The organism is Halomonas sp. (assembly GCF_034520545.1).
In the GTDB taxonomy this organism is placed as follows: domain Bacteria; phylum Pseudomonadota; class Gammaproteobacteria; order Pseudomonadales; family Halomonadaceae; genus Halomonas.
This window is the reverse complement of sequence record NZ_JAXHNN010000011.1, coordinates 84,007-104,915: the sequence shown is the minus strand read 5'-3', so window position 1 is coordinate 104,915 and position 20,909 is coordinate 84,007. Positions and strand designations below refer to the sequence as shown.

General features: G+C 63.0%; 19 protein-coding genes and 1 pseudogene. 5 read left to right on the top strand and 15 right to left on the bottom strand.

The window, feature by feature from the left end; translation table 11 throughout:
- Nucleotides 1-89: 89 nt before the first annotated feature.
- The 3 genes from U5L98_RS14825 (at nt 90) to U5L98_RS14815 (ending at nt 2,490) form a co-directional block, all read left to right on the top strand.
- Nucleotides 90-632, top strand: coding sequence for a TRAP transporter small permease (locus tag U5L98_RS14825; protein WP_322559076.1), 543 nt, complete (start codon nt 90-92; stop codon nt 630-632).
- Nucleotides 625-1,920, top strand: a complete 1,296-nt coding sequence (locus U5L98_RS14820) for a TRAP transporter large permease (RefSeq protein ID WP_322559075.1) — start codon at nt 625-627, stop codon at nt 1,918-1,920. The genes U5L98_RS14825 and U5L98_RS14820 overlap by 8 nt, the downstream gene beginning before the upstream one ends.
- 165 nt (nt 1,921-2,085) lie before the next feature.
- Complete coding sequence (locus tag U5L98_RS14815; RefSeq protein WP_322559074.1) at nt 2,086-2,490, top strand: hypothetical protein; 405 nt, start codon at nt 2,086-2,088, stop codon at nt 2,488-2,490.
- 164 nt (nt 2,491-2,654) lie between these two features.
- Here the strand turns inward: U5L98_RS14815 and paaZ are convergent, their stop codons facing one another.
- The 12 genes from paaZ to paaF all read right to left on the bottom strand — a co-directional run bounded on the left by paaZ (nt 2,655) and on the right by paaF (nt 14,878).
- Nucleotides 2,655-4,697 carry a phenylacetic acid degradation bifunctional protein PaaZ gene (paaZ, locus tag U5L98_RS14810; protein WP_322559073.1) on the bottom strand — a complete coding sequence of 681 codons (2,043 nt, stop codon included), beginning with the start codon at nt 4,695-4,697 and terminating at the stop codon, nt 2,655-2,657.
- 195 nt (nt 4,698-4,892) lie between these two features.
- Nucleotides 4,893-5,990, bottom strand: a complete 1,098-nt coding sequence (gene paaE, locus U5L98_RS14805; protein ID WP_322559072.1) for a 1,2-phenylacetyl-CoA epoxidase subunit PaaE — start codon at nt 5,988-5,990, stop codon at nt 4,893-4,895.
- Nucleotides 5,991-5,998: 8 nt separating this feature from the next.
- Nucleotides 5,999-6,538 (bottom strand): 1,2-phenylacetyl-CoA epoxidase subunit PaaD, encoded by a 540-nt coding sequence (gene paaD, locus U5L98_RS14800; protein ID WP_322559071.1) that lies wholly within the window; start codon nt 6,536-6,538, stop codon nt 5,999-6,001.
- A 22-nt stretch (nt 6,539-6,560) separates the two neighbouring features.
- Nucleotides 6,561-7,325 carry a 1,2-phenylacetyl-CoA epoxidase subunit PaaC gene (paaC, locus tag U5L98_RS14795; RefSeq protein WP_322559070.1) on the bottom strand — a complete coding sequence of 255 codons (765 nt, stop codon included), beginning with the start codon at nt 7,323-7,325 and terminating at the stop codon, nt 6,561-6,563.
- Nucleotides 7,326-7,344: 19 nt separating this feature from the next.
- On the bottom strand, nt 7,345-7,632 hold the full coding sequence (gene paaB / locus U5L98_RS14790) for a 1,2-phenylacetyl-CoA epoxidase subunit PaaB (RefSeq protein WP_183324891.1): 288 nt from the start codon (nt 7,630-7,632) through the stop codon (nt 7,345-7,347).
- Between the two features lie 12 nt (nt 7,633-7,644).
- Nucleotides 7,645-8,604, bottom strand: a complete 960-nt coding sequence (gene paaA, locus U5L98_RS14785) for a 1,2-phenylacetyl-CoA epoxidase subunit PaaA (protein ID WP_322559069.1) — start codon at nt 8,602-8,604, stop codon at nt 7,645-7,647.
- A 172-nt stretch (nt 8,605-8,776) separates the two neighbouring features.
- The gene (paaK, locus tag U5L98_RS14780) at nt 8,777-10,066 is read right to left on the bottom strand and encodes a phenylacetate--CoA ligase PaaK (protein WP_322559068.1); all 1,290 of its coding nucleotides are present in this window, start codon (nt 10,064-10,066) and stop codon (nt 8,777-8,779) included.
- 37 nt (nt 10,067-10,103) lie between these two features.
- Complete coding sequence (pcaF, locus tag U5L98_RS14775) at nt 10,104-11,309, bottom strand: 3-oxoadipyl-CoA thiolase (protein WP_322559067.1); 1,206 nt, start codon at nt 11,307-11,309, stop codon at nt 10,104-10,106.
- The gene (gene paaI / locus U5L98_RS14770; protein WP_322559066.1) at nt 11,306-11,773 is read right to left on the bottom strand and encodes a hydroxyphenylacetyl-CoA thioesterase PaaI; all 468 of its coding nucleotides are present in this window, start codon (nt 11,771-11,773) and stop codon (nt 11,306-11,308) included. Before paaI ends, pcaF begins: the two co-directional genes overlap by 4 nt.
- A complete protein-coding gene (paaH, locus tag U5L98_RS14765) occupies nt 11,770-13,296 on the bottom strand; it encodes a 3-hydroxyacyl-CoA dehydrogenase PaaH (RefSeq protein ID WP_322559065.1) in 1,527 nt (508 codons plus the stop codon). The genes paaI and paaH overlap by 4 nt, the downstream gene beginning before the upstream one ends.
- 1 nt (nt 13,297) lies before the next feature.
- Nucleotides 13,298-14,089, bottom strand: coding sequence for a 2-(1,2-epoxy-1,2-dihydrophenyl)acetyl-CoA isomerase PaaG (paaG, locus tag U5L98_RS14760; protein WP_322559064.1), 792 nt, complete (start codon nt 14,087-14,089; stop codon nt 13,298-13,300).
- A gap of 15 nt (nt 14,090-14,104) precedes the next feature.
- Nucleotides 14,105-14,878, bottom strand: coding sequence for a 2,3-dehydroadipyl-CoA hydratase PaaF (paaF, locus tag U5L98_RS14755; protein ID WP_322559063.1), 774 nt, complete (start codon nt 14,876-14,878; stop codon nt 14,105-14,107).
- Nucleotides 14,879-15,278: 400 nt separating this feature from the next.
- Here paaF and paaN point away from each other — a divergent pair, with 400 nt between their 5' ends.
- Nucleotides 15,279-16,958 (top strand): phenylacetic acid degradation protein PaaN, encoded by a 1,680-nt coding sequence (gene paaN / locus U5L98_RS14750; RefSeq protein ID WP_322559062.1) that lies wholly within the window; start codon nt 15,279-15,281, stop codon nt 16,956-16,958.
- Between the two features lie 10 nt (nt 16,959-16,968).
- Complete coding sequence (gene paaY, locus U5L98_RS14745) at nt 16,969-17,583, top strand: phenylacetic acid degradation protein PaaY (RefSeq protein WP_322559061.1); 615 nt, start codon at nt 16,969-16,971, stop codon at nt 17,581-17,583.
- Nucleotides 17,584-17,746: 163 nt separating this feature from the next.
- On the opposite strand, the gene paaX is transcribed toward paaY, so the two are convergent.
- The 3 genes and pseudogenes from paaX to U5L98_RS14730 form a co-directional block, all read right to left on the bottom strand.
- Nucleotides 17,747-18,673 (bottom strand): phenylacetic acid degradation operon negative regulatory protein PaaX, encoded by a 927-nt coding sequence (paaX, locus tag U5L98_RS14740; protein ID WP_322559060.1) that lies wholly within the window; start codon nt 18,671-18,673, stop codon nt 17,747-17,749.
- 485 nt (nt 18,674-19,158) lie between these two features.
- Nucleotides 19,159-19,962, bottom strand: a pseudogene (locus tag U5L98_RS14735) (IclR family transcriptional regulator); the annotation flags it as partial.
- A 106-nt stretch (nt 19,963-20,068) separates the two neighbouring features.
- On the bottom strand, nt 20,069-20,854 hold the full coding sequence (locus U5L98_RS14730; RefSeq protein ID WP_322559059.1) for an enoyl-CoA hydratase: 786 nt from the start codon (nt 20,852-20,854) through the stop codon (nt 20,069-20,071).
- Nucleotides 20,855-20,909: the final 55 nt, after the last annotated feature.

The following is a 20,909-nucleotide window of genomic DNA, read 5'->3' as shown; positions in this document are numbered from 1 at the left end:
GTGGCGCGAGTTTGTGTCGGCCTGACAAGTACCGACGCCATGTTCTGTGATCATGTCTACCCAACCCTGTCGCCATCCGGAGAGCGACCATGCATACCCTGACGTCTCGTGCGACGCGCCTTGGCCGTGTGCTGCAGCTGACGCTGGAGGGGGTGGCGGGTGCCACCCTGTTCGGCATGATGCTGCTGACTACGGTGGATGTGGGCGGCCGCTACTTCTTCAATGCACCGATTCTCGGCACCGTCGAGCTGACCCAGCTGATGCTGGCAGCGCTGGTGTTCCTGTCGCTGCCGGTGGTGTGCTGGCGCCAGGAGCACGTCAGCGTGGACCTGCTGGATGCGGTCTTCCCGTCTCGCCTGATCTGGGTGCGCGAGGTGATCATCAACCTGCTGGTCACGGTGGCGCTGTGGGCGATGGCCGAGCGTGTCTGGGCGCTGGCCGAGCGCGCCTTCTCGTGGGGCGACGTCACCGAGTTCCTGCGCATTCCCTACGGTTATCTGATCGGGCTGATCTCGATCATGCTGGCCCTGTCGGGGCTGTTGACCCTGGCGCGGGCGGTGCTCTATCTGCTGGAAGGGGTCAAGGTGGTCAAGCGGGGCGGTCCATTGAGCCCGGGAGAGAATCATGACTGAAGCACTCTACGGCTTCGCCGCCCTGCTGATCCTGGTGTTCCTGCGCGTGCCGCTGGCCTTCGCCATGGGCATCGTGGGGTTCGTCGGCTTCTACTACCTGACCGGCAACTGGAGTGCCGCCGAGGCGATGGCGGCACGCCGGGTGGTGGATACCGCCATGGACTATGGCCTGTCGGTGATCCCGCTGTTCATCCTGATGGGCAACTTCGTCTCCCATGCCGGGCTATCGGACGCCCTGTTCCGGGCCTCCAACGGTTTCCTGGGTCACCGCAAGGGCGGTCAGGCCATGGCTACCATCGTGGCCTGCGGTGGCTTCAGCGCCATCTGCGGTTCGAGCCTGGCCACCTGCGCCACCATGGGGCGGGTCGCCATGCCGCAGATGCGCAAGTATGGCTACAAGGACTCCTTGGCGTCAGCATCGATCGCCGCCGGCGGCACCCTGGGCATCCTGATTCCGCCCAGCGTGATGCTGGTGATCTACGGGATCATTACCGAGACCAGTATCCGCGAGCTGTTCGCCGCGGGCTTCATTCCCGGGATCCTCGGGATCTTCCTCTATCTCGGCGCGGTGAAGTGGGTACTGTGGCGCGACCCGGACGCTGGCCCGGCGGCCGAGCGGGTACCGTGGGCGGAGCGCATCGCCGCCCTGAAGAGCGTGGGGAGTACCCTGGCCCTGTTCGTGCTGGTGATCGGCGGCATCTATCTGGGCGTGTTCACGCCCACCGAGGCGGCGGGCATCGGCGCCATGGGCGCCTTCCTGATCGCCCTGTCACGCCGGGCGCTGAGTCCGCGGGTGCTGATGAACGTGCTGATGGACACGGTGCGCACCACGGCGATGCTGTTCGCGGTGGTGCTGACGGCACTGATCTTCGCCAACTTCGTCAACCGGGCGGGGCTGCCCGACGATCTGCTCAACCTGGTCAGCGGCCTGAACGTGGCGCCCTTCGTGGTGATCCTGATGATCATCGCCATCTATGTGGTGCTGGGCTGCGTGTTCGAGAGCATGTCGATGATGCTGCTCACGGTGCCGGTGTTCTTCCCGGTGGTGGCGGGGCTCGGTTACGACCTGGTGTGGTTCGGCATCCTGGTGGTGATCGTGATCGAGATCAGCCTGATCACGCCCCCGGTGGGGATGAATGTCTTCGTGCTGCGGGCGGTACTGCCGGATGTGGCCACGGCGACGATCTTCCGCGGGGTGACGCCGTTCTGGGTGGCGGGCACGATTCGTGCGCTGCTGGTGCTGGTGTTCCCGGGCATCGTACTCTTCCTGCCGGAACTGCTCTATTGAGATAAGCTCGAGGCACCGATTCGCGATAAATGATACAAAAAACTGTATAAACTATATTCTTTTGTATCTAAAGTCACCCTGATTTGACGGCAGTCAAATCAGGGTGACTTTCTTTTGGCTACCCTGAAAGTGAGCAGTAACTGATACCGGATGAGGAGAGTAACAATGGAAAGGTTGTCTGATTACATTCAAGGGGAGCGCGTGGTTCGCGAGCTTCGCTATCATGCCCCCGAGGCCCTGGAAGAGCTGGCCCGGGATCTGGAGCAGCCGCTGAGCCTGCCACTGGAGCGGGCGATGATGCGGACCCTCGATGACCGTTGGGTTCCGGCCTTCAAGCCCGCCGAGGTGTTGATGCCGGCGATGATGACGACTTTCGCGGTGAGCCCGGCAGCCATTGCGGAGGAGGAGCTGGCGGTACTGGAATCTGCCTGTAACCGCTGCGAGGTGGTCGGTCACTGCTGGGGGTCGATGCGTGACGGCGTCGATGCCGAGGCGTGTGGCAGCTTCTGCCCCAACGCCGAGACCTTCATGGGTCATGGGGCCGAGCAGAGTGAACGCGCGACGGGATAAACGGCGCGAGTGTTCGTGGCCGTCGGGGCAGGGGATAGTGCAGGCGGGCACCCGCTTGAAGATGGCGTCAAGTGATCTGTCAGGCGGGTGCTTTCGCACCGCGGCAAGGATTCTCGGGATTTGGGGCGCATGGCCCCAAATCACTAAGGCCGAGGAGTTACAAGTTACTGTCGCTTCGCCACCAGTGTCAGGATGTCGTAACTGGCCACCAGCTCGTCATCCTGGTTGGTCACTTCCACGTCCCACATCACGACGCCCTGAGGATGTCCGTCCGGTGAGCTTCGGCCCTGGTCGATCTTGCGCTTGCACGTCAGACGGGCGCGGATGGTGTCCCCGGGAGCGACGGGGGTAATGAAGCGCAGGGTATCCAGGCCGTAGTTGGCCAGCACGGGGCCCTCACCCGGGTAGACGAACAGGCCGGCAGCGGCGGACAGCACGAAGTAGCCGTGGGCGATGCGTTGTCCAAACTGGGTCTTGCGCGCGGCGATATCGTCGAAGTGCATGTAGAAGTGGTCGCCGGAGAGGCAGCCGAAGTTGACAATATCCGCCTCGGTGACGGTACGGCGGTGGGTCAGCAGGGATTCGCCAATCTGCAGGTCTTCGAAGTGGCGACGGAACGGATGAACGTCATTTTCGATAACGTTCGCGCCGCGGACGTATTCACGGGTAACCGCGGCGACCATGGTCGGGGAGCCCTGGATAGCGGTGCGCTGCAGATAGTGGTGAACCGCCCGAATGCCCCCGAGCTCTTCGCCGCCACCGGCGCGTCCCGGGCCGCCGTGCTTGAGCATGGGCAGCGGAGAGCCATGGCCGGTGGATTCCTTCGAGGCTTGTGCGTCGAGGATCTGCAGGCGGCCATGCTGGGCGGCCAGTACCGGGATCATCTGTGCGGCGATGGCGGGGTCCCGGGTGGTGAGGGTGGTCACCAGGCTGCCCTTGCCCTTGGCGGCAATGGCCAGGGCCTCGTCGATGCCGTTATAGGGCATCAGGGTGGCTACCGGGCCGAAGGCCTCGATATCGTGGGCGCCACCGTCCTTGAGCGGGCTGTGGTTGATCAGCAGGTGCGGGGCGATGAAGGCGCCATTTTCGACACCCTGGCCCACGGGCGTGAAGCTGCCATCCTTGCCGAAGACGCATTCGCTGGTTTCCAGCAGTCGGTCGATGGCTTCGTTGACGTCCCGGAACTGATCGCTGGATGAGAGGGGGCCCATCCGCACGCCTTCCTCTTTCGGGTCGCCCGCGACGATCCTCGACAGCCGTCCCCTGATGGTGTCCGCCAGCGCATCCAGGTGCTCGGCCGGTACCATGACCCGGCGGATCGCGGTACATTTCTGGCCGGCCTTGGCGGTCATCTCCTTGACCACTTCCTTGGCGAAGATCCCGAATTCCTCGTCTTCAGGGCTGACATCCGGCGCCAGGATGGCGCTGTTGAGGGAATCCGCTTCGGCGTTGAAGGGAATGCTGCGGGCCATGATGTTGGGATGGCTCTTAAGCTTCCGGGCGGTGTGTGCGGAACCGGTGAAGGTGACGAAATCCTGTTCCTCCAGGCGGTCCAGCAGGTCCCCGGTGCCACCGATGATCAGCTGCAGTGCGCCTTCGGGCAGCAGGCCGGAGTCGTTGATGACGCGAACCGCGGCTTCGGTCACGTAGCTGGTGGCGGTGGCCGGCTTCACGATGCAGGGCATGCCGGCCAGGAACGCGGGAGCGAATTTCTCCAGCATGCCCCAGATGGGAAAGTTGAAGGCATTGATGTGAACGCACACGCCACGCCGGGGCACCAGAATATGAGTGCCATTGAAGTGGTTGTCCTTGCCCAGCTGGGTCACCGGCCCCTCATGGGCCACGTTGCCAGAAGGTAGTTCCTTGCGGCCGGTGGTGGCGTAGGTGAAAAGGGTACCGAAGCCGCCCTCGATATCAATCCAGGAATCCGCTCGGGTGCAGCCGGTATGATGGGAAATGTCGTACAGCTCTTCCTTGCGTTCCTGAATATAAATGGCCAACTCTTTGATGATGGCTGCGCGCTGCTGGAAATCCAGCGCCAGGAGGCTTTTCACACCGGTGTTGCGGCCGTATTCAACGGCTTGTGCAAAGTCGATGGTTTCCTCGTGGGTATGGGCAATGATATCGCCGTTGATGGCGCTTGGCAGAGCCTTGGCTGGGCTTTCACCCAGCCACTGGCCGGCAATGTAACTTTGAAGGACTGACATTAAGCGTTCTCTCAATGAAAAATTTGACCTGATTACGCATATTGATCAGCGATCATCCGATTCGCCGATTCCTTGCCGACGGCTGAAATGGTCTGAGCCATATAAGTGATCAGCTAGCCCGCAACAGCGTTCATTTTCGATGTGGTAGCTTGATTGTAAGGGTGCTATTTGTATTCAGGTAGAACAAGCCGAGCATCAGCGCTGATCGAAATCAAGGGTCACTTCATCGGAAAGGGGATGAGCCTGGCAGCTCAGAACATAGCCCGCTTCGATTTCATGTTTCTCGAGACCATGGGTCACATCCATATCCACTTCGCCTACTACCAGCTTGCACTTGCAAGTGGAGCAGACACCGGCCTTGCAAGAGTAAGGAAGATCCATGCCGTTGGCGATGCCTGCGTCGAGGATGTTCTCGCCTACCGTAGCCAGGTCGAACATCACCGAGCGGCCATCCGCAACCACCGTTACCTTGCTGCTCTTCTCTTCACCATATTCTGCGATGCGTTGCTGCGCCTTCGCTAGCATCTTTTCGGAGTCTTCCGCAGAGTTTGCGAAAAGTTCGTAATGAATCTGCTCATTGCTTAAGCCTTCGAGACGAAAGCCATGTGAAACTTCGGCCATCATGGCTTCAGGGCCGCAAATAAAAGCCTCGTCGGTATTCTTGATATCGATCAGGCCGCTTTTCTGCAGCTCATAGCCTTTCCTGTTGTCTATTTTGCCGTTAAGAAGATCCGCTCCTTGATCTTCGTAGTTCATGATATTGATCCACTGGAAGCGGTCAATATGACGGTTCTTGACGAAGCTCAGCTCATCCTTGAACATGACGGAATTGGTTCGGCGGTTACCGTAAATCAGTGTCACTTTGCTCTTGGGCTCGACATCAAGTACCGACTTGATGATAGATAGTGTCGGTGTGATGCCCGAGCCCGCGGCAATGCACATATAGCTCTTGGCATTTTCGGGGTCGAGCCTGGTATAGAAATTTCCTTGTGGTGGCATGACGTCGATCTCCATACCACGCTTGAAGTGATCATTGGCGTAGTTGGAGAACTTTCCATCCCTTACACGCTTGATACCAACGCGCATGTGGCCATCCTTGACACCGGAACAGATAGAATAGGAACGGCGTACTTCCTCTCCATCGATCCTGGTTCGCAGCGTCAAGAACTGGCCCTGAATGAAGTCGAATGTTTCCTTCAGCTCCTCCGGGACATCGAAGGTCACCCGGACGGCGGTATCTGTCTCCGGCTGGACGTCGGCGATTCTCAACGTATAGAAGTTCGTGTCAGACATCACATGGCCTATATGGTCTTGAAGTAATCGAAGGTCTCCTTGCATGCTTGACACTGGAACAGTGCCTTGCAGGCGGTGGAGCCGAATTCGCTGATGAGTCGCGTATCACGCGAGCCGCAGTGTGGGCAAAGCGCATGGGCGTCGGGTGTCAAGCCGTCCTCGGAGGCATCGGCATCATCCGGCGGGGCGATACCGTAGTTGCGTAATTTACGACGCCCCTCCTGTGTCATCCATTCGGAGCTCCAGGCCGGTGAGAGCTGCAATTTTACTTCAAGACTTTCATAGCCCCTGGCGTTCAGTGCGGCCTTGACATCCTCGGTAATGGTGTCCATCGCCGGGCATCCGGAATAGGTTGGCGTGATAGTGACGATAACATGGTCGCCTCGACGCTCGATATCGCGCAAGATTCCTAGATCCCAGATGCTCAGTGCCGGTATTTCAGGATCCTTGACCTCATCAAGCAGATCCCAGAGCTCTTTAACCTCAGAAGTGTCACGCTGTTGAAGCCGGTGGTACTGTTCCTCCGGCATTAATGAAATTTTGCTCATAAAAATCACCCATTAGCCCCGGTTACCACTGGCAGCCAGGGTAGGAGCGGTGAACAAATTGCATTTCTGTCAGCATGTGACCCAGGTTCTCAGTGTGATAGCCGATACGCCCGCCGCGTACCGCCCAGCCATCCTCAGGTACGTTCAGGGTGGCTTCCGTGAGGATACTGCTGACTTGTCGATGCCACTCGTCACGCAGCCTGGTGATATCGACGCCAATGCCATTGTCAGCCAATAATTGCTCGGTCTCGTCCATCTCGAACATTTCGTGGGTATAACCCCACAGGCTGTCCACCGCGCGCTGCGTGCGTCGGTGACTCTCCTCGGTGCCATCGCCCAGACGCAGCACCCAGTCGCGGCTACGGCGCAGGTGGTACCGGGTTTCCTTGATCGCCTTGGCGGCGATGGCTGCCAGGGTGTCGTCCTTGGACTCGACGAGCTTGGGTAGCAACAAGCTGTAATAGATATCGATGAACAGCTGGCGGACCTGAGAGTAGGCGAAGTCTTCCTTCGGCATTTCCATCAGTAGCAGGTTATGGTACTGACGGTCATCGCGCATATAGGCGAAATCGTCCTCCGTGCGCCCGTCGTTGGCTAGCTCCGACGCGTAGCCATAGAACATGCGGGCACGCCCGATGTAGTCCAGCGCTACGTTGGCATAGGCGATGTCTTCCTCCAGGAAGGGGCCACGACTCACCCATTCGGAGATTCGGTGACCCAAGACATTGGCGTCATCGCCCAAGCGAATCGCATACTCGAGGGTGGCATCCTTGATGGTGTCGCTCATTACGTGTGCTCCTGAGCAGCTACATGTTGTTGACGGCATCGGGGAGGTCGTAATAAGTCGCATGCCGATACGGTTTGTCATCGTTGGGATCGAAGAAATCTTCCGCATCATCCTCCTGGGAGGCACAGATATCGGCAGACTTGACGACCCAGATGCTCACGCCTTCGCTGCGTCGGGTATAGACATCCCGGGCATACTCAAGCGCCTGGGCGTGATCCTCGGAATGTAGGCTTCCTACATGCTTGTGATCGAGCCCGCGCTTGGAGCGGATAAAGACTTCGAAGAGTTCCAGGGCGTTATCTTGCATGGCGATGTCTCCTTAAGCGGCTTCCGTTCTATGGGCCTGTTTTTTGGCATTGTAGGCAGCCAGAGCTTCACGCACCCAGGCGCCTTCTTCATGGGCCTTGATGTGATGCTCCAGGCGCTGACGGTTACAGTGACCGTTACCAGCAATCACATTATGGAACTCTTCCCAGTCGATCTCGCCGCTATCGTAATGGTCGCGCTCTTCATTCCACTCGAGATCCTTGTCCGGATGCTCGAGCCCGAGGAACTCGATCTGAGAAGCGGTCTGATCGACGAACTTCTGGCGAAGATCATCGTTCGTCTCGCGCTTGATTTTCCACTCCATGGATTTGGCGGAGTGCGCGGATTCAGAATCGTGTGGACCGAACATCATCAGCGCCGGCCAGTAGAAGCGGTTCAGCGAGTCCTGCGCCATGGCTTTCTGCTCGGCACTGCCGTTGACCAGCGACAACATGATGTCGTAGCCCTGACGCTGGTGGAAACTCTCTTCCTTACAGATACGGATCATCCCGCGCGAATAGGGGCCATAGGAGGTCCGCTGCAGGGATACCTGGTTGACGATTGCCGCACCGTCAACCAGCCAGCCAATCGCCCCCATGTCGGCCCAGGTCAGGGCAGGGTAGTTGAAGATGGAAGCGTACTTGGCCTGGCCGCTCTGCAGCGCTTCGATCATCTCCTCACGAGTAATCCCCAGGGTTTCCGCGGCGCTGTAAAGATAGAGACCGTGGCCAGCCTCGTCCTGGATCTTCGATAACAGTATCGCCTTGCGGCGCAAGGAAGGCGCGCGATTCAGGAAGTTGCCTTCCGGTTGCATGCCAATGACTTCCGAGTGCGCATGCTGTGAAATCTGACGAATCAAGTTCTTGCGGTACTTCTCGGGCATCCAGTCCTTGGGCTCGATCTTCTCTTCTGCCTTGATCTTGTGCATGAACTGCTGTTCTTGAAGGGAAATATTTTGTTCGGAAGACATCATCATGCTCTCCAGTTATCGGTTGAGCTTATACAGCGGTGCTGTTCAGCTCAGCATAGCAGACCGACTCTTGAAGCGACACGAAAATTCAGGTTTTCTATCAAATTCTGTGTCGCCATTTATGGTATTTATATAGCTATTTGTTTATAAAGGGTTTTAATGTCGAGACTGTCGATCAACGTAAGTCTTTCACCCGCTTGGCCTTGCCCAAGGAGCGCATGACCTCTTCCACGCCGCAGACATCCACCTGGGTGCTGATGCCGATATAGGTCTTGATGGCGTGCTGCAGGTGCTTGGCCAGCTGCTCGCAGGCCACCGGATCACGGGCGACGTCGTGGCTGCACGCTTCGACCCGCACGAGCACCATGTCCATGTTGCCCTGCCGCGTGACCTCGATCTCGTAGTGGGGTGAGAGCTGTTCGATCTTGAGCAGCTGCTCCTCGATCTGGGTCGGGAAGACATTGACGCCACGGATGATCAGCATGTCATCGCTGCGCCCGGTAATCTTGTCGATGCGGCGCATGGGGCGTGCGGTGCCCGGCAGCAGACGTGTGAGATCGCGTGTCCGGTAGCGAATCACCGGCAGCGCCTCCTTGGTGAGAGTGGTGAACACCAGCTCGCCGTACTCGCCGTCCGGCAGCACTTCGCCGCTCACCGGGTCGATGATCTCGGGGTAGAAGTGGTCTTCCCAGATGGTCGGGCCATCCTTGGTCTCCAGGCACTCCATGCCGACGCCCGGACCCATCACCTCGGAGAGACCATAGATGTCCAGGGCGTCGATGCCCAGGCGCTGCTCCAGGGCGAGACGCATGTCGTTGGTCCAGGGCTCGGCACCGAAGATGCCGGTACGCAGCGGTAGTTCGCGGGGATCTATACCCTGGCGCTCCATCTCATCGGCGATGTTGAGCATGTAGGAAGGGGTGACCATGATGATGTCCGGCTCGAAGTCGCGGATCAGCTGAACCTGCTTCTCGGTCTGGCCACCCGACATGGGGATGACCGCACAACCCAGCCGCTCGGCGCCGTAGTGGGCGCCGAGCCCGCCGGTGAACAGGCCGTAGCCGTAGGCCACATGTACCTTGTCGTTACGGCTGCCGCCGGCGGCGCGGATGGAGCGGGCCACCACGTCGGCCCAGATATCGATATCGTTCTGGGTGTAGCCGACCACGGTGGGCTGACCGGTGGTGCCGCTGGAGGCATGCACGCGCACCACCTCGCTCATCGGCGTAGCGAACATGCCGAAGGGGTAGTGGTCGCGCAGGTCGGCCTTGGTGGTATAGGGCAGCTTGCCAAGGTCCTCGAGGCTCTTGATCTCCTCAGGATGCACGCCGGCCTGGTCGAAGGACTTCCGGTAGTGGGGCACATTCTCGTAGGCGTGCTTGAGGCTCCACTGCAGACGCTTGAGCTGAGTGGCGCGCAGCTCGTCGAGGCTGGCGGTGTCGGTGGACTTTACGCGTTGGTTCATGGGGGACTCCGGTCGCAGGGGGTGTTGTGAGCTGTTATTAAGGGCGCTCGATGATCAGGGCGATACCCTGACCCACGCCGATGCACATCGTGCACAGTGCATAGCGGCCATTGCGCCGCTGCAGCTCGTACGCCGCAGTGGTGACCAGGCGCGCGCCGCTCATGCCCAGCGGATGGCCCATGGCGATGGCGCCACCGTTAGGGTTCACGCGCTCTTCGTCGTCGGCGAGGCCGAGGTCACGCAGCACGGCCAGTCCCTGTGCCGCGAAGGCTTCGTTGAGCTCGATGACGTCCATCTGCTCGAGGGTCAGGCCGGTCTGGGCAAGCACCTTGCGAACGGCGGGCGCCGGGCCAAACCCCATGATGCGCGGCGGCACGCCGGCAGTCGCCATGGCTACCACGCGCGCCAACGGGGCGAGGCCGTAGCGGGTGGCGGCCGCCTCGGACGCGAGCAGAAGAGCGCAGGCGCCGTCGTTGACGCCCGAGGCATTACCCGCGGTGACGCTGAGTTCGGGGCCATTCACGCCCTTCAGCTTGGCCAGCGTCTCGAGCGTGGTGTCTGGGCGCGGATGTTCGTCGGTGTCGAACACGACCGGGTCGCCCTTCTTGCGCGGGATCTCCACCGGCACCAGCTCGTCCTTGAAACGCCCGGCGGCATTGGCCGCGCCCCAGCGCTGCTGCGAGCGCAGCGCGAAGGCGTCCTGATCCTCGCGGGAGATGTTGAACTCGGCCGCAACGTTGTCCGCGGTCTGCGGCATCGAGTGCGTCTCGAACAGTTTCTTCAACTGCGGGTTGGGGAAGCGCCAGCCGATGGTGGTGTCGTAGATTGCGGCCTGGCGCGAGAAGGCCGACTCGGCCTTGGCCATGACGAAGGGCGCGCGCGACATGCTCTCGACGCCGCCGGCGATCATCAGGCCCGCCTCGCCGGTCTTGAGGGTGCGGGCGGCGTTGCCCACGGCATCCATGCCGGAACCGCACAGGCGGTTGATAGTGGTGCCGGGAACCTCCACCGGCAGGCCGGCGAGCAGCCCCGACATGCGCGCCACGTTGCGGTTGTCTTCACCGGCCTGGTTGGCGCAGCCGTAGTAGATGTCGTCGATCTCTGCCCAGTCCACCGAGGGGTTGCGCTCCATCAGGGCGCGCATTGGCACGGCGCCCAGGTCGTCGGGGCGAACCGGGGCGAGGGCTCCGCCGTAGCGGCCGATGGGGGTGCGGATGGCGTCGATGATCAGTGCGTCTTTCATGCGTTCTCTCCGGCGGCAGTGTCTTCCAGGCGGCGGACGGTGCCGCGGACCTTGTAGGAGCGGCCGCGAAACAGAGCGACCTCGTTACCGTGCTGGTTGCGCACGGTGATGTCGTAGATGCCGGTGCGGCCGCGGCGGCTGCGTTCCTCGGCGGTGGCGGTGAGCACGTCGTTCAGCTGTCCCGGGCCCAGGTAGTCGATGCTGCAGCCCGAGGCCACGGTGGCTTCGTCATAGGTGTTGCAGGCGAAGGCGAAGGCGGAGTCAGCCAGGGTGAAGAGGAAGCCGCCGTGGCAGTTGCCGTGTCCCTGCACCATGTCCTCACGCACCGTCATGGAGAGCACCGCCCGGCCCGGGGAGACGCTCTCGATACGCATGCCCAGCCCCTGGCTGGCGCCGTCGCGGGAGAACATCGCCTCGGCGCAGGCCTCGGCCAACTGCTGGGGGTTCAGTTCGCTGTCGCTCATGTGAAGGACTCCTCGGCCAGGGCCTTGCGGCGCAGCAGGAAGGAGGCGCGATAGCGTTCCTCGCCGTAACTCTGCTGTAGATGCGTCAGGGTGCGGTGAACGAAGCGCAGCTCCAGGTCGTCGGCCCAGGCCAGCGGGCCGCGGGGATAGTTGAGGCCGGCCTGCATGGCACGGTCACCGTCGCGGGCGCTGCATACGCCCTGCAGCACGGCGTCGGCGGCCTCGTTGGCCAGCATGGCAACGGTGCGTAGCACCACCAGCCCGGGCGTATCGGTGATCCAGGCAACGTCCAGGCCCAGGCGCTGAAAAAGAGCCGTGGCCAGGTCGCGGTTCTCGGCGTCGACGCCGGGGCTGGCCGCTAGGGCGATGGCGCTGGCCTCGCCGTAGTCGAGGCAGAGATCGAAAAGCACCAGGGCCTCGAGACCTTCGTCAAGGGCGTGCTCGGTGGCGCAGCGGCCGTCGCTCAGGGCCAGGGTCAGGCCGCCCAGGTGCAAGCGCGATTGACCGGTGACGCTCCCGCGACGAACGACCTCGAGGCCTGCCTGCTCGGCGCGGGCCACCAGCGGGGCGATGGTCCCGAGCTGGCCCTCGGCGACCAGCGGCGGCAGCTCGGCCTTAACGGGCGAGGCGAAGTCGGGGACGTCGCTCTCGGCATTCTCGCTGTAGTCGTAGAAGCCCAGGCCGCTCTTGCGGCCCAGGCGACCGGCCTCGACCAGTGCTTGCTGCACCAGTGAAGGCTCGAAGCGGGTGTCGCCGAAGTAGGCGTCGAACACCGAGCGGGTCACGGCGTAGTTGACGTCGTGACCGATCAGGTCCATCAGCTCGAAGGGGCCCATGCGGAAGCCGCCGGCCTGGCGCAGCAGAGCGTCCAGGGTGGCGGGTGCGGCGGCACCCTCCTGAAGCAGACGCAGCCCTTCGGCATAGAAGGGGCGTGCTACCCGGTTGACGATAAAGCCGGGCGTGGAGCTGGCATGGACCGGCACCTTGCCCCAGGCCTCGGCGGTGGCGTAGAGGGTCTCGGCAACCTCGGCGTCGGTAGCCAGTCCCGAGATCACCTCGACCAGCTTCATCACTGGCGCGGGGTTGAAGAAGTGCATGCCAGCCATGCGCTCGGGACGCTCGAGGTTGGCGGCGATGGAGGTAATCGACAGCGAGGAGGTGTTGCTGGTCAGCAGCGTATCTGGCCCGCACAGGGATTCGAGTTCGGCGAACACCTGACGCTTGACCTCGAGGTTCTCGACGATGGCCTCCACCACCAGGCGGCTGTCGGCCAGCTCGGCAAGGCCATCCACTGGCGTCATGCGCGCGATGATGGTATCCACCTCTTGCTGGGCCATCTTGCCTCTGGCGACGCGCTTCTCGAGCTGGCGGCGTACCCCGGTGACGCCCTCCCGGGCGGCGCCGTCGCGGTTGTCGTAGAGCCGCACCGGGTGACCGGCCTGGGCGGCGACCTGGGCGATGCCGGCCCCCATGGCGCCGGCGCCGATCACGGCGATGATGTCGTTGGTTGCGAGAGCTGGCATCTCACTCCCCCTTGAAGCTGGGTTGGCGCTTGTCCATGAAGGCGCTGACGCCTTCGCGGTAGTCGTCGGTACGGCCGGCGAGGCGCTGCAGGTCACGCTCCAGGTCGAGATGGGTGTCGAAGCTGTTGTCGGTGCTGGCGTGCAGGGCGCGCTTGATCAGGGCCAGGCCGCGCGTCGGCTGGTTGGCCAGATGGTGGGCCAGGGAGAGCGCTTCATCCTGCAGGGACTCGTCATCCACGACCTTCCAGATCATGCCCCACTGTTCGGCCTGTTCGGCGCTGAGCTTGTCGCCCAGCATGGCTAGCCCCTTGGCGCGGGCCATGCCGACCAGGTGGGGGAGCGTCCAGGTGCCGCCGGAGTCGGGGATCAGGCCGATCTTGCAGAACGCCTGGATGAAGCTGGCCGAGCGAGCGGCGAGCACGATGTCACAGGCCAGGGCGATGTTGGCCCCGGCGCCGGCGGCCACCCCGTTCACCGCGCAGATGACGGGAAACGGCAGGTCCTTGAGGGTGCGCAGCATGGGGTTGTAGCGCTTCTCCAGGGACTCGCCCAGGTCCGGTGCCTCGGCGCCGGGGGCCACGTTGCGGTCGGAGAGGTCCTGGCCGGCGCAGAAGCCGCGCCCGTTGCCGGTCAGCAGCAGGGCGCGAACGCTGCCGTCCTGGCGCAGGGCCTTGAGTGCTTGACGCATCTCGGCGTGCATTTCGGCGTTGAAGCTGTTGAGGCTGTCGGGTCGATTCAGGGTGATGCGAGCGACGCCGTCTTCCACGGCGTAGAGCAGGGGCGCTTCACTCATGAGGGGTATCCTGTGTCAGTGCCCGTTGAAGGTGGCGGGGCGTTTTTCCTGGAAGGCGCGAATGCCCTCCTCGCGATCGTCGGTGCCGGCCAGCAGGGTGAAGGCGTGGCGCTCGAAGCGCAGGCCGGTAGCCAGGTCGGTATCTTCGGCCTTGTGCAGCGCCTCCCGGGCCAAGCGGACCGCCAGCGGGGCCTTGGCGGCGATGCTCTCGGCGATGGCCAGGGCGCGCTCGACGGTCAGCTCGGGCTGGGTGATCTCGCTGACCAGGCCGGCCTCCAGGGCGCGGCGGGCGTCGATCGGCTCACCGGTGAGTACCATCTGGGTTGCCAGTGACTTGCCGACGGCGCGCACCAGGCGCTGGGTGCCGCCGGCGCCGGGCATGATCCCGAGATTGATCTCGGGCTGACCAAACTTGGCATCCTCGCCGGCAATGAGAATGTCGGCGTGCATGGCCAGCTCGCAGCCGCCACCCAGGGCAAAGCCGTTGACGGCGGCGATGATCGGCTTGCCGAAGCGTGCGATGGTGGACCAGTGGCGTTGGCGAGGGTCCTCCAGCATGCCCACCAGATCACGGGCGGCCATCTCCTTGATATCGGCGCCGGCGGCGAAGGCGCGCTGGCTGCCGGTGATTACCACGGCACGCACCTCACTATCGTCCTCGGCGGCGGACAGGGTCTCGGCCAACTCGCCCAGCAGGGCAGTATTGAGGGCGTTCAGCGCCTCCGGGCGATGCAGGGTGATGCGTAGCACCCCCTGCTGTGGTCCTTCGACGATCAGGTGATTCGGCATGCTGTCCTCGTCTTCGGCATGGCGATGGCAAGACGCACGAATTCGCTGCCTGCCATGGGCGGTCATGGGGCCGAGTATAGGTTTTTTTTGATACGCATCAACCTGCAGGCTCGCGCACTGATGTATCGTGTTTCATTGAAAATGAGGTTTTTTTGCTATTTTTTCAGTAAGTTATAGCTTCGTAATGTCCACCATTGCGGAGGGGTTAGACCATGGTCGAAAGATTGCTGTTCGCCGCAGCAGAATAAGTGTAATAGATTGATATATTGACTTTTTACGCTGGAGTTCCGGCCATGGGTGGCAAGACGCGCCCGGGGAGCGGTTTGATGTTTTGTTACGCTATGAATATTCTTTCGCTCTATTCCGTATCGAATACGGCCGCTCATTGCAGGAGCCATGCATGTCTCAGCAAGCCCAGCAGATGCTCGATCGTCATCGCGAGACCCTGGACCAGGCCGTCGATGCCATCACGACCCGCGGTTACTGGACGCCCTACCCGGAAAACATCAAGAAGTATCCGGAAGAGGCCGTCAAGGGCGCCCCACAGCGCTTCGAGGCGCTGCTCAAGCGACCCTTTTCGTTGGTCAAGGCACCGGCGGTGGCCAGTCAGGTCGGCGCTGAGGTTTCCCCCTATGGTTTCGAACTGGGCGTGACCTACGACCAGCCCGAGCAGGCCGGCCTGATCAAGGCGATGCAGGCCGCCATGCCGGCTTGGCGTGATGCCGGCGCCGAAGTGCGGGTCGGGGTCTGCCTGGAGATCCTGGCCCGGCTTAACGCCATGAGCCCGGATCTGGCTCAGGCAGTGATGCATACCAGCGGCCAGGCGCCGATGATGGCCTTCCAGGCCGGCGGGCCCCATGCCCAGGATCGCGGTCTCGAGGCCGTCGCTTACGCCTGGCAGGCGATGTCGCAGGTCCCGGCGACGGCCAAGTGGGTCAAGCCCCAGGGCAAGCATGATCCGCTGGTGCTCGACAAGCGCTACCATATCGTGCCACGTGGTATCTCCCTGGTGGTGTCCTGCTCCACCTTCCCGACCTGGAATACCTACCCGGGCCTGTTCGCCAGTCTGGCAACCGGCAACCCGGTGTTCCTCAAACCGCACCCGGGGGCCATCCTTCCCCTGGCCATGACCGCCCGCGTCGCCCAGGAGGTGCTCGAGGAGGCCGGTTTCGATCCCTGTCTGGTCAGTCTCATGCCCGACAGCGTTGATGCCCCGGTGACCAAGCAGCTGGCCCTGGACCCGGCCGTCAAGCTCATCGATTTCACCGGCTCCAGCGCCTTCGGGGACTGGCTGATCGACAACGCCCGCCAGGCCCAGGTTTTTGCCGAGAAGTCCGGCATCAATACCGTGATCATCGACAGCGTCGACAATCTCAAGGCGGTGGCCCAGAACCTGGCCTTCGCACTGAGTCTCTACTCCGGCCAGATGTGCACCACTACCCAGGCCATCTATGTGCCGAAAGGGGGGATCGAGACCGCCGAGGGGCCCCTGAGCTTCGACGAGGTTGCTGGCGCCCTGGCCAAGGCCGTCGAGAAGTTCCTCTCCGATAACGACCGCGCCTGCGCGGTGCTCGGGGCCATCCAGTCGCCGGCGACCGCGGCACGCATCGATGAGTGCCGCGGCCTCGGAGAGGTCCTGCTTGACAGCGAGCCCCGCGAGCATGCCCAGTTTCCCAAAGCGCGCGTTCATACCCCGCTGCTGCTCAAGGTCGACGCCAGCCAGCGCGATGCCTACAGTGAGGAGCGCTTCGGACCGATCAGCTTCGTGATCGCCACCGACAGCACCGACCACAGCATTCATCTGGCCCGCGAGGTGATCGGCGAGAAGGGGGCGATCACGCTGGGTGCCTATACCACCGATGACGGCGTGGCCGAGAAGTTCGAGACGTTAGCCATGGAGGTGGCGGCACCGCTTTCGCTCAACCTGGATGGCGGCGTGTTCGTCAACCAGTCCGCCGCCTTCAGCGATTTCCATGCAACCGGGGGCAATCCGGCGGCCAACGCCTCGTTGAGCGACCAGGCCTTCGTGACATCCCGCTTCGTGGTGGTGCAGAGCCGCCGTCACGGCCAACCGGAATAAGGAGGCACACATGCCCTGTTATCGACTCGAGGGGGTGACGCCGGTGGTGCATCCTACCGCCTATGTACACCCCACCGCGGTGCTGATCGGTGACGTCATCGTCGGCCCGGGCTGCTATGTGGGACCCGGGGCGGTGATGCGCGGCGACTTCGGACAACTGGTACTGGAGGAGGGCGCCAACCTCCAGGATACCTGCGTGATGCACGGCTTCCCCGGCTGCGTCACCCGGGTGGAGAAGAATGGCCATATCGGCCACGGCGCCGTGCTTCATGGCTGCGTGGTGGGCCAGGATGCCATGGTGGGTATGAACGCGGTGGTGATGGACGGCGCTGTGATCGCCGCGCGCTCCATTGTCGCCGCGGCGGCCTTCGTCAAGACCGGCTTCGAATGCCCGCCGCAGTCGCTGGTGATGGGGGCCCCGGCCAAGGTCAAGCGTGAGCTGAGCGACCAGGAGGTGGCCTGGAAGCAGCAGGGCACACGTGAGTATCAGCGCCTGACCGAGCGCTGCCGCGACAGCCTGGAGCCCTGCGAGCCGCTGGCCGAGCTGGACGTCGACCGTCCCCGGCTGAACGCCGGAGACACTCAGCCCAAACAGCAGACCCTCGACAAGGGCCAGGCCTCATAAGCTAAGAGATCATTCAATGAGGCCCATCGTGGCCGACGGTACCTCAAAGCGCCCTCTGCCATGGCAGGGGGCGCTTGCGTTTGCGGGCCAAGGGTAGGCGCTAGACATAGCCCGGTGGGTTGGCGCTTAGCGGGCTCCGACCTCGTTGGCGCGAATGCCACTTTTACTCCAGCCCTCCGAAGCGCTGGTAGAAGTTTGGGCCAGGCGCCGGCAGCGGACCCTCGGCGGTTTCCAGGTGACGGTCGAGCCAGCGTTCGGCGCGCTGGTAGATGGTGCGATAGATGTTGCGGCACAGCTGGTGAGCATTGCGCCCCTCCCAGGCGGTGGGCAGCAGTTCGTCGGGCAGTTGGGGGTCACGCAGCTGTACCCGCCGGTATTCATGGATCAATAGGGTGCGGGCGATGAAGCAATCTTCCTCGCCGAGGTGGTTTTCCTCGTTGAGTGCTTTCCACAGCGGGCGGAATAGGGTCAGAAACCACTGATAGTGTTCAGCAAGCTCATCGAGGTTCCAGCTTTCCCGTACCTGCAGGCGCAGGGGCTTGCTGGCCAGTGGCTCCAGGGCCTCGGTCTGCATGACGATGACATCGTCGGCGTTTCCAATCTCCTGCAGGGCGGCAATGGCTTCGGCGCGGCTGAGCATGGGGTGGGCAAGCAGGCCGGGGGCGAAGTGGCCGAAGCCCAGCCACTCCAATTCATCCCGCACCTTCTGGCGGCGTGCGGTGTCCAGCTGGCTCAGTAGCACAAGGGTCCATTGGCCCGACCAGTGTGCCTGAGCGCCGTGATAGACGCGCTTGAAGGCCTGTTCGAAGCGGCGGCGCCCCGGCCCGCTCAGGCTGTAGTAGCTTCGTCGGCCGACCTTCTCGCCCTGCAGCCACGTTTCCCGCGTCAGCCGATAGACCGAGGTGCGTACGAGTCGCTCGTTGATGCCGATCGGTTCCAGTAGCTTCGACAGGCTGCCCAGCCAGACGGTACCGCCGCGTGGCGCTATCGCATCACCGTAGAGGGTGATGATCAGCGAGCCGGCGCGAATCGGCCGGCGTTTCTGGAAGTTGTCGACAAGAGTAGCGACACACTCTGAGGCGGATGACATGAATACGAGCCGGTTCCCTCTTCCAGGTATTGCGAACAGCCCTGGTTTCGAGCGCGTCTAGACCATGGCGGGTAAATGTTACTGCAAAGGATATTTTACCACAGAAAGTGTATCAGACCGCTCGGCGCTATCGGTGGCGGCTGTGATGTCGCGGTCAGGACGTGCTGCAGATGGCGGGGGTGGCCGCGGCGTCACGGTCCATCACCAGGCGCACGTAGAAGTTGCCGGCCATGTTGCAGCGCGTGCGCCCGTTGCCGGTGAAGTCGACGAAGCAGTCCTGCTGGGAGTGGCCCCCGGCGCTCACCTGATTCCAGTACCAGCCATGCGGCGTGTCGGGAAACCGAGCTGGGACGCATCCGTTGCCAGCGAGCGCAATCGGAAGCGTGGCAGCCCCAGGCAGGCGCGTGGCGGCTAGCTGCATGGCGACCCGCGGCCTGCGCACGCCTCGACCACGAGCTCGCGCGGCCGTGGAGAACGCGCACCAGCCCAGGCTGCGCGGTGATTTCGGCGGCGGTGTCGCGTACTCGTGCGCCCAGTTCGGCCAGTCGCTCCTCGGGTATGCGGGCCTTTGGGCCGGAAACCGAGATGGCGGCCAGTGGGATGCCGTGTTCGTCGTGGAGGCAGGCGGCCACGCAGTGGAGGCCGATGGCGTGCTCTTCCCGATCACAGGCGAAGCCCTGGCGGCGGATCTCGGCCAGTCCCTCACGCAGCGCTTCGGAAGTGTGCAAGGTGTTCTCGGTGACGCGGGCCAGGCCCCGCTCGTCGAGAATGCGCTCGAAATCGTCGTCAGGCAGCCAGGCCATCAGTGCCTTGCCGACACCCGAGGCGTGCAGCGGCGCCCGGGAGCCGAGCCGGGTGATCATGCGCATCATCTGGGGTGACTCGCTCTGGGCCAGGAAGACCGCCGTGCCGTTGTCGCGCACGCCGAGATTGGCCGTCTCGCCGGTCTGGGCGGTGAGGCGGCGTAGGAAGGGGCGGCTGGTGCCCACGAAGTCGCGGGCCTCGATGAAGCTGTTGCCGATGCGGAAGGTCTTTACGTCGATCTTCCATACGCCGAGCTCGCTGTCCTGGGTCACGAACCCCTGGCTCTGCAGGGCCTGCAGCAGCCGGTGGGTAGTGGAAGGAGCGAGATCCGCCTGCTCGGCCACTTCAGACAGTGCCAGGCCGCCGGGACTAGCCGACAGGCGCTCGAGCAGATTGAGTCCGCGCACCAGCGACTGGCTGTGGCCGCTGGTACTCTTGCCTGACCCGGCGGGTCGTCCCGCTGTTCTGCGCTTGCCGTCGCTCACCCGGTTTGTCCTCTTGCCACGTTATTTGGAGGCTACAGGATACCGTGTCGACTTGGCGCTGTCGCGGTTGCGGAAATGGCTTCCATCCAGCCCCGACACCGCGTCTTTAGCGGTGTCGCCACTCGGGCGAACGCTTCTCGATGAAGGCGTCGATGCCCTCGCCGGCATCCTCGGCCATCATGTTCCGTGCCATCACATCCCCGGCATAGGCGTAGGCCTCGTCCAGAGGCATCTGCAGCTGGCGGTGGAACATCGCCTTGCCGGTGCGCACCGCCACGGCACTCTTGGCGCAGATGCTGGCGGTCAGCTGGTTCACGGCCTCATCGAGGGCCGCGTCGTCGGCAACCCGGTTGACCAGCCCCCAGTCGTGGGCGCGGTCGGCGTCGATGAACTCACCGGTAAATAACATCTCCATGGCCCGCTTGCGGCCGACATTGCGCGAGAGTGCCACCGCCGGGGTGGAGCAGAACAGTCCGGCATTGATGCCCGAGACGGCGAAGCGTGCCGAGCGGGCGGCCACGGCCAGATCGCAGCTGGCCACCAGCTGGCAGCCGGCCGCGGTGGCGATACCCTGGACTCTGGCGATCACTGGCACCGGCAGGGCGACGATGGCCTGCATCAGTGCCCCGCAGCGTGCGAAGAGCCGCTGGTAGTAGGCCTCGTCGGGCGTGGCGCGCATCTGCTTGAGGTCATGGCCGGCACAGAAGGCGCGGCCCTCGGCGGCGAGCACCACGCAGCGCACGCCCTCATCGTTGGCCAGGCGGTCGAGTTCGCCGCCCAGTGCCTCGAGCATCTCTTCGGAGAGGGCATTGAAGTGCGTCGGCCGGTTCAGCGTCAGGGTGGTCACGCCATCGAGATCGTGGCGCCGAACGAGGGGGCTGTCATCCTGCATGCTGGGGTCTCCGATGAAAGGGAATGCCCCCCAGAATAGCACCTCGGGGGCCTTC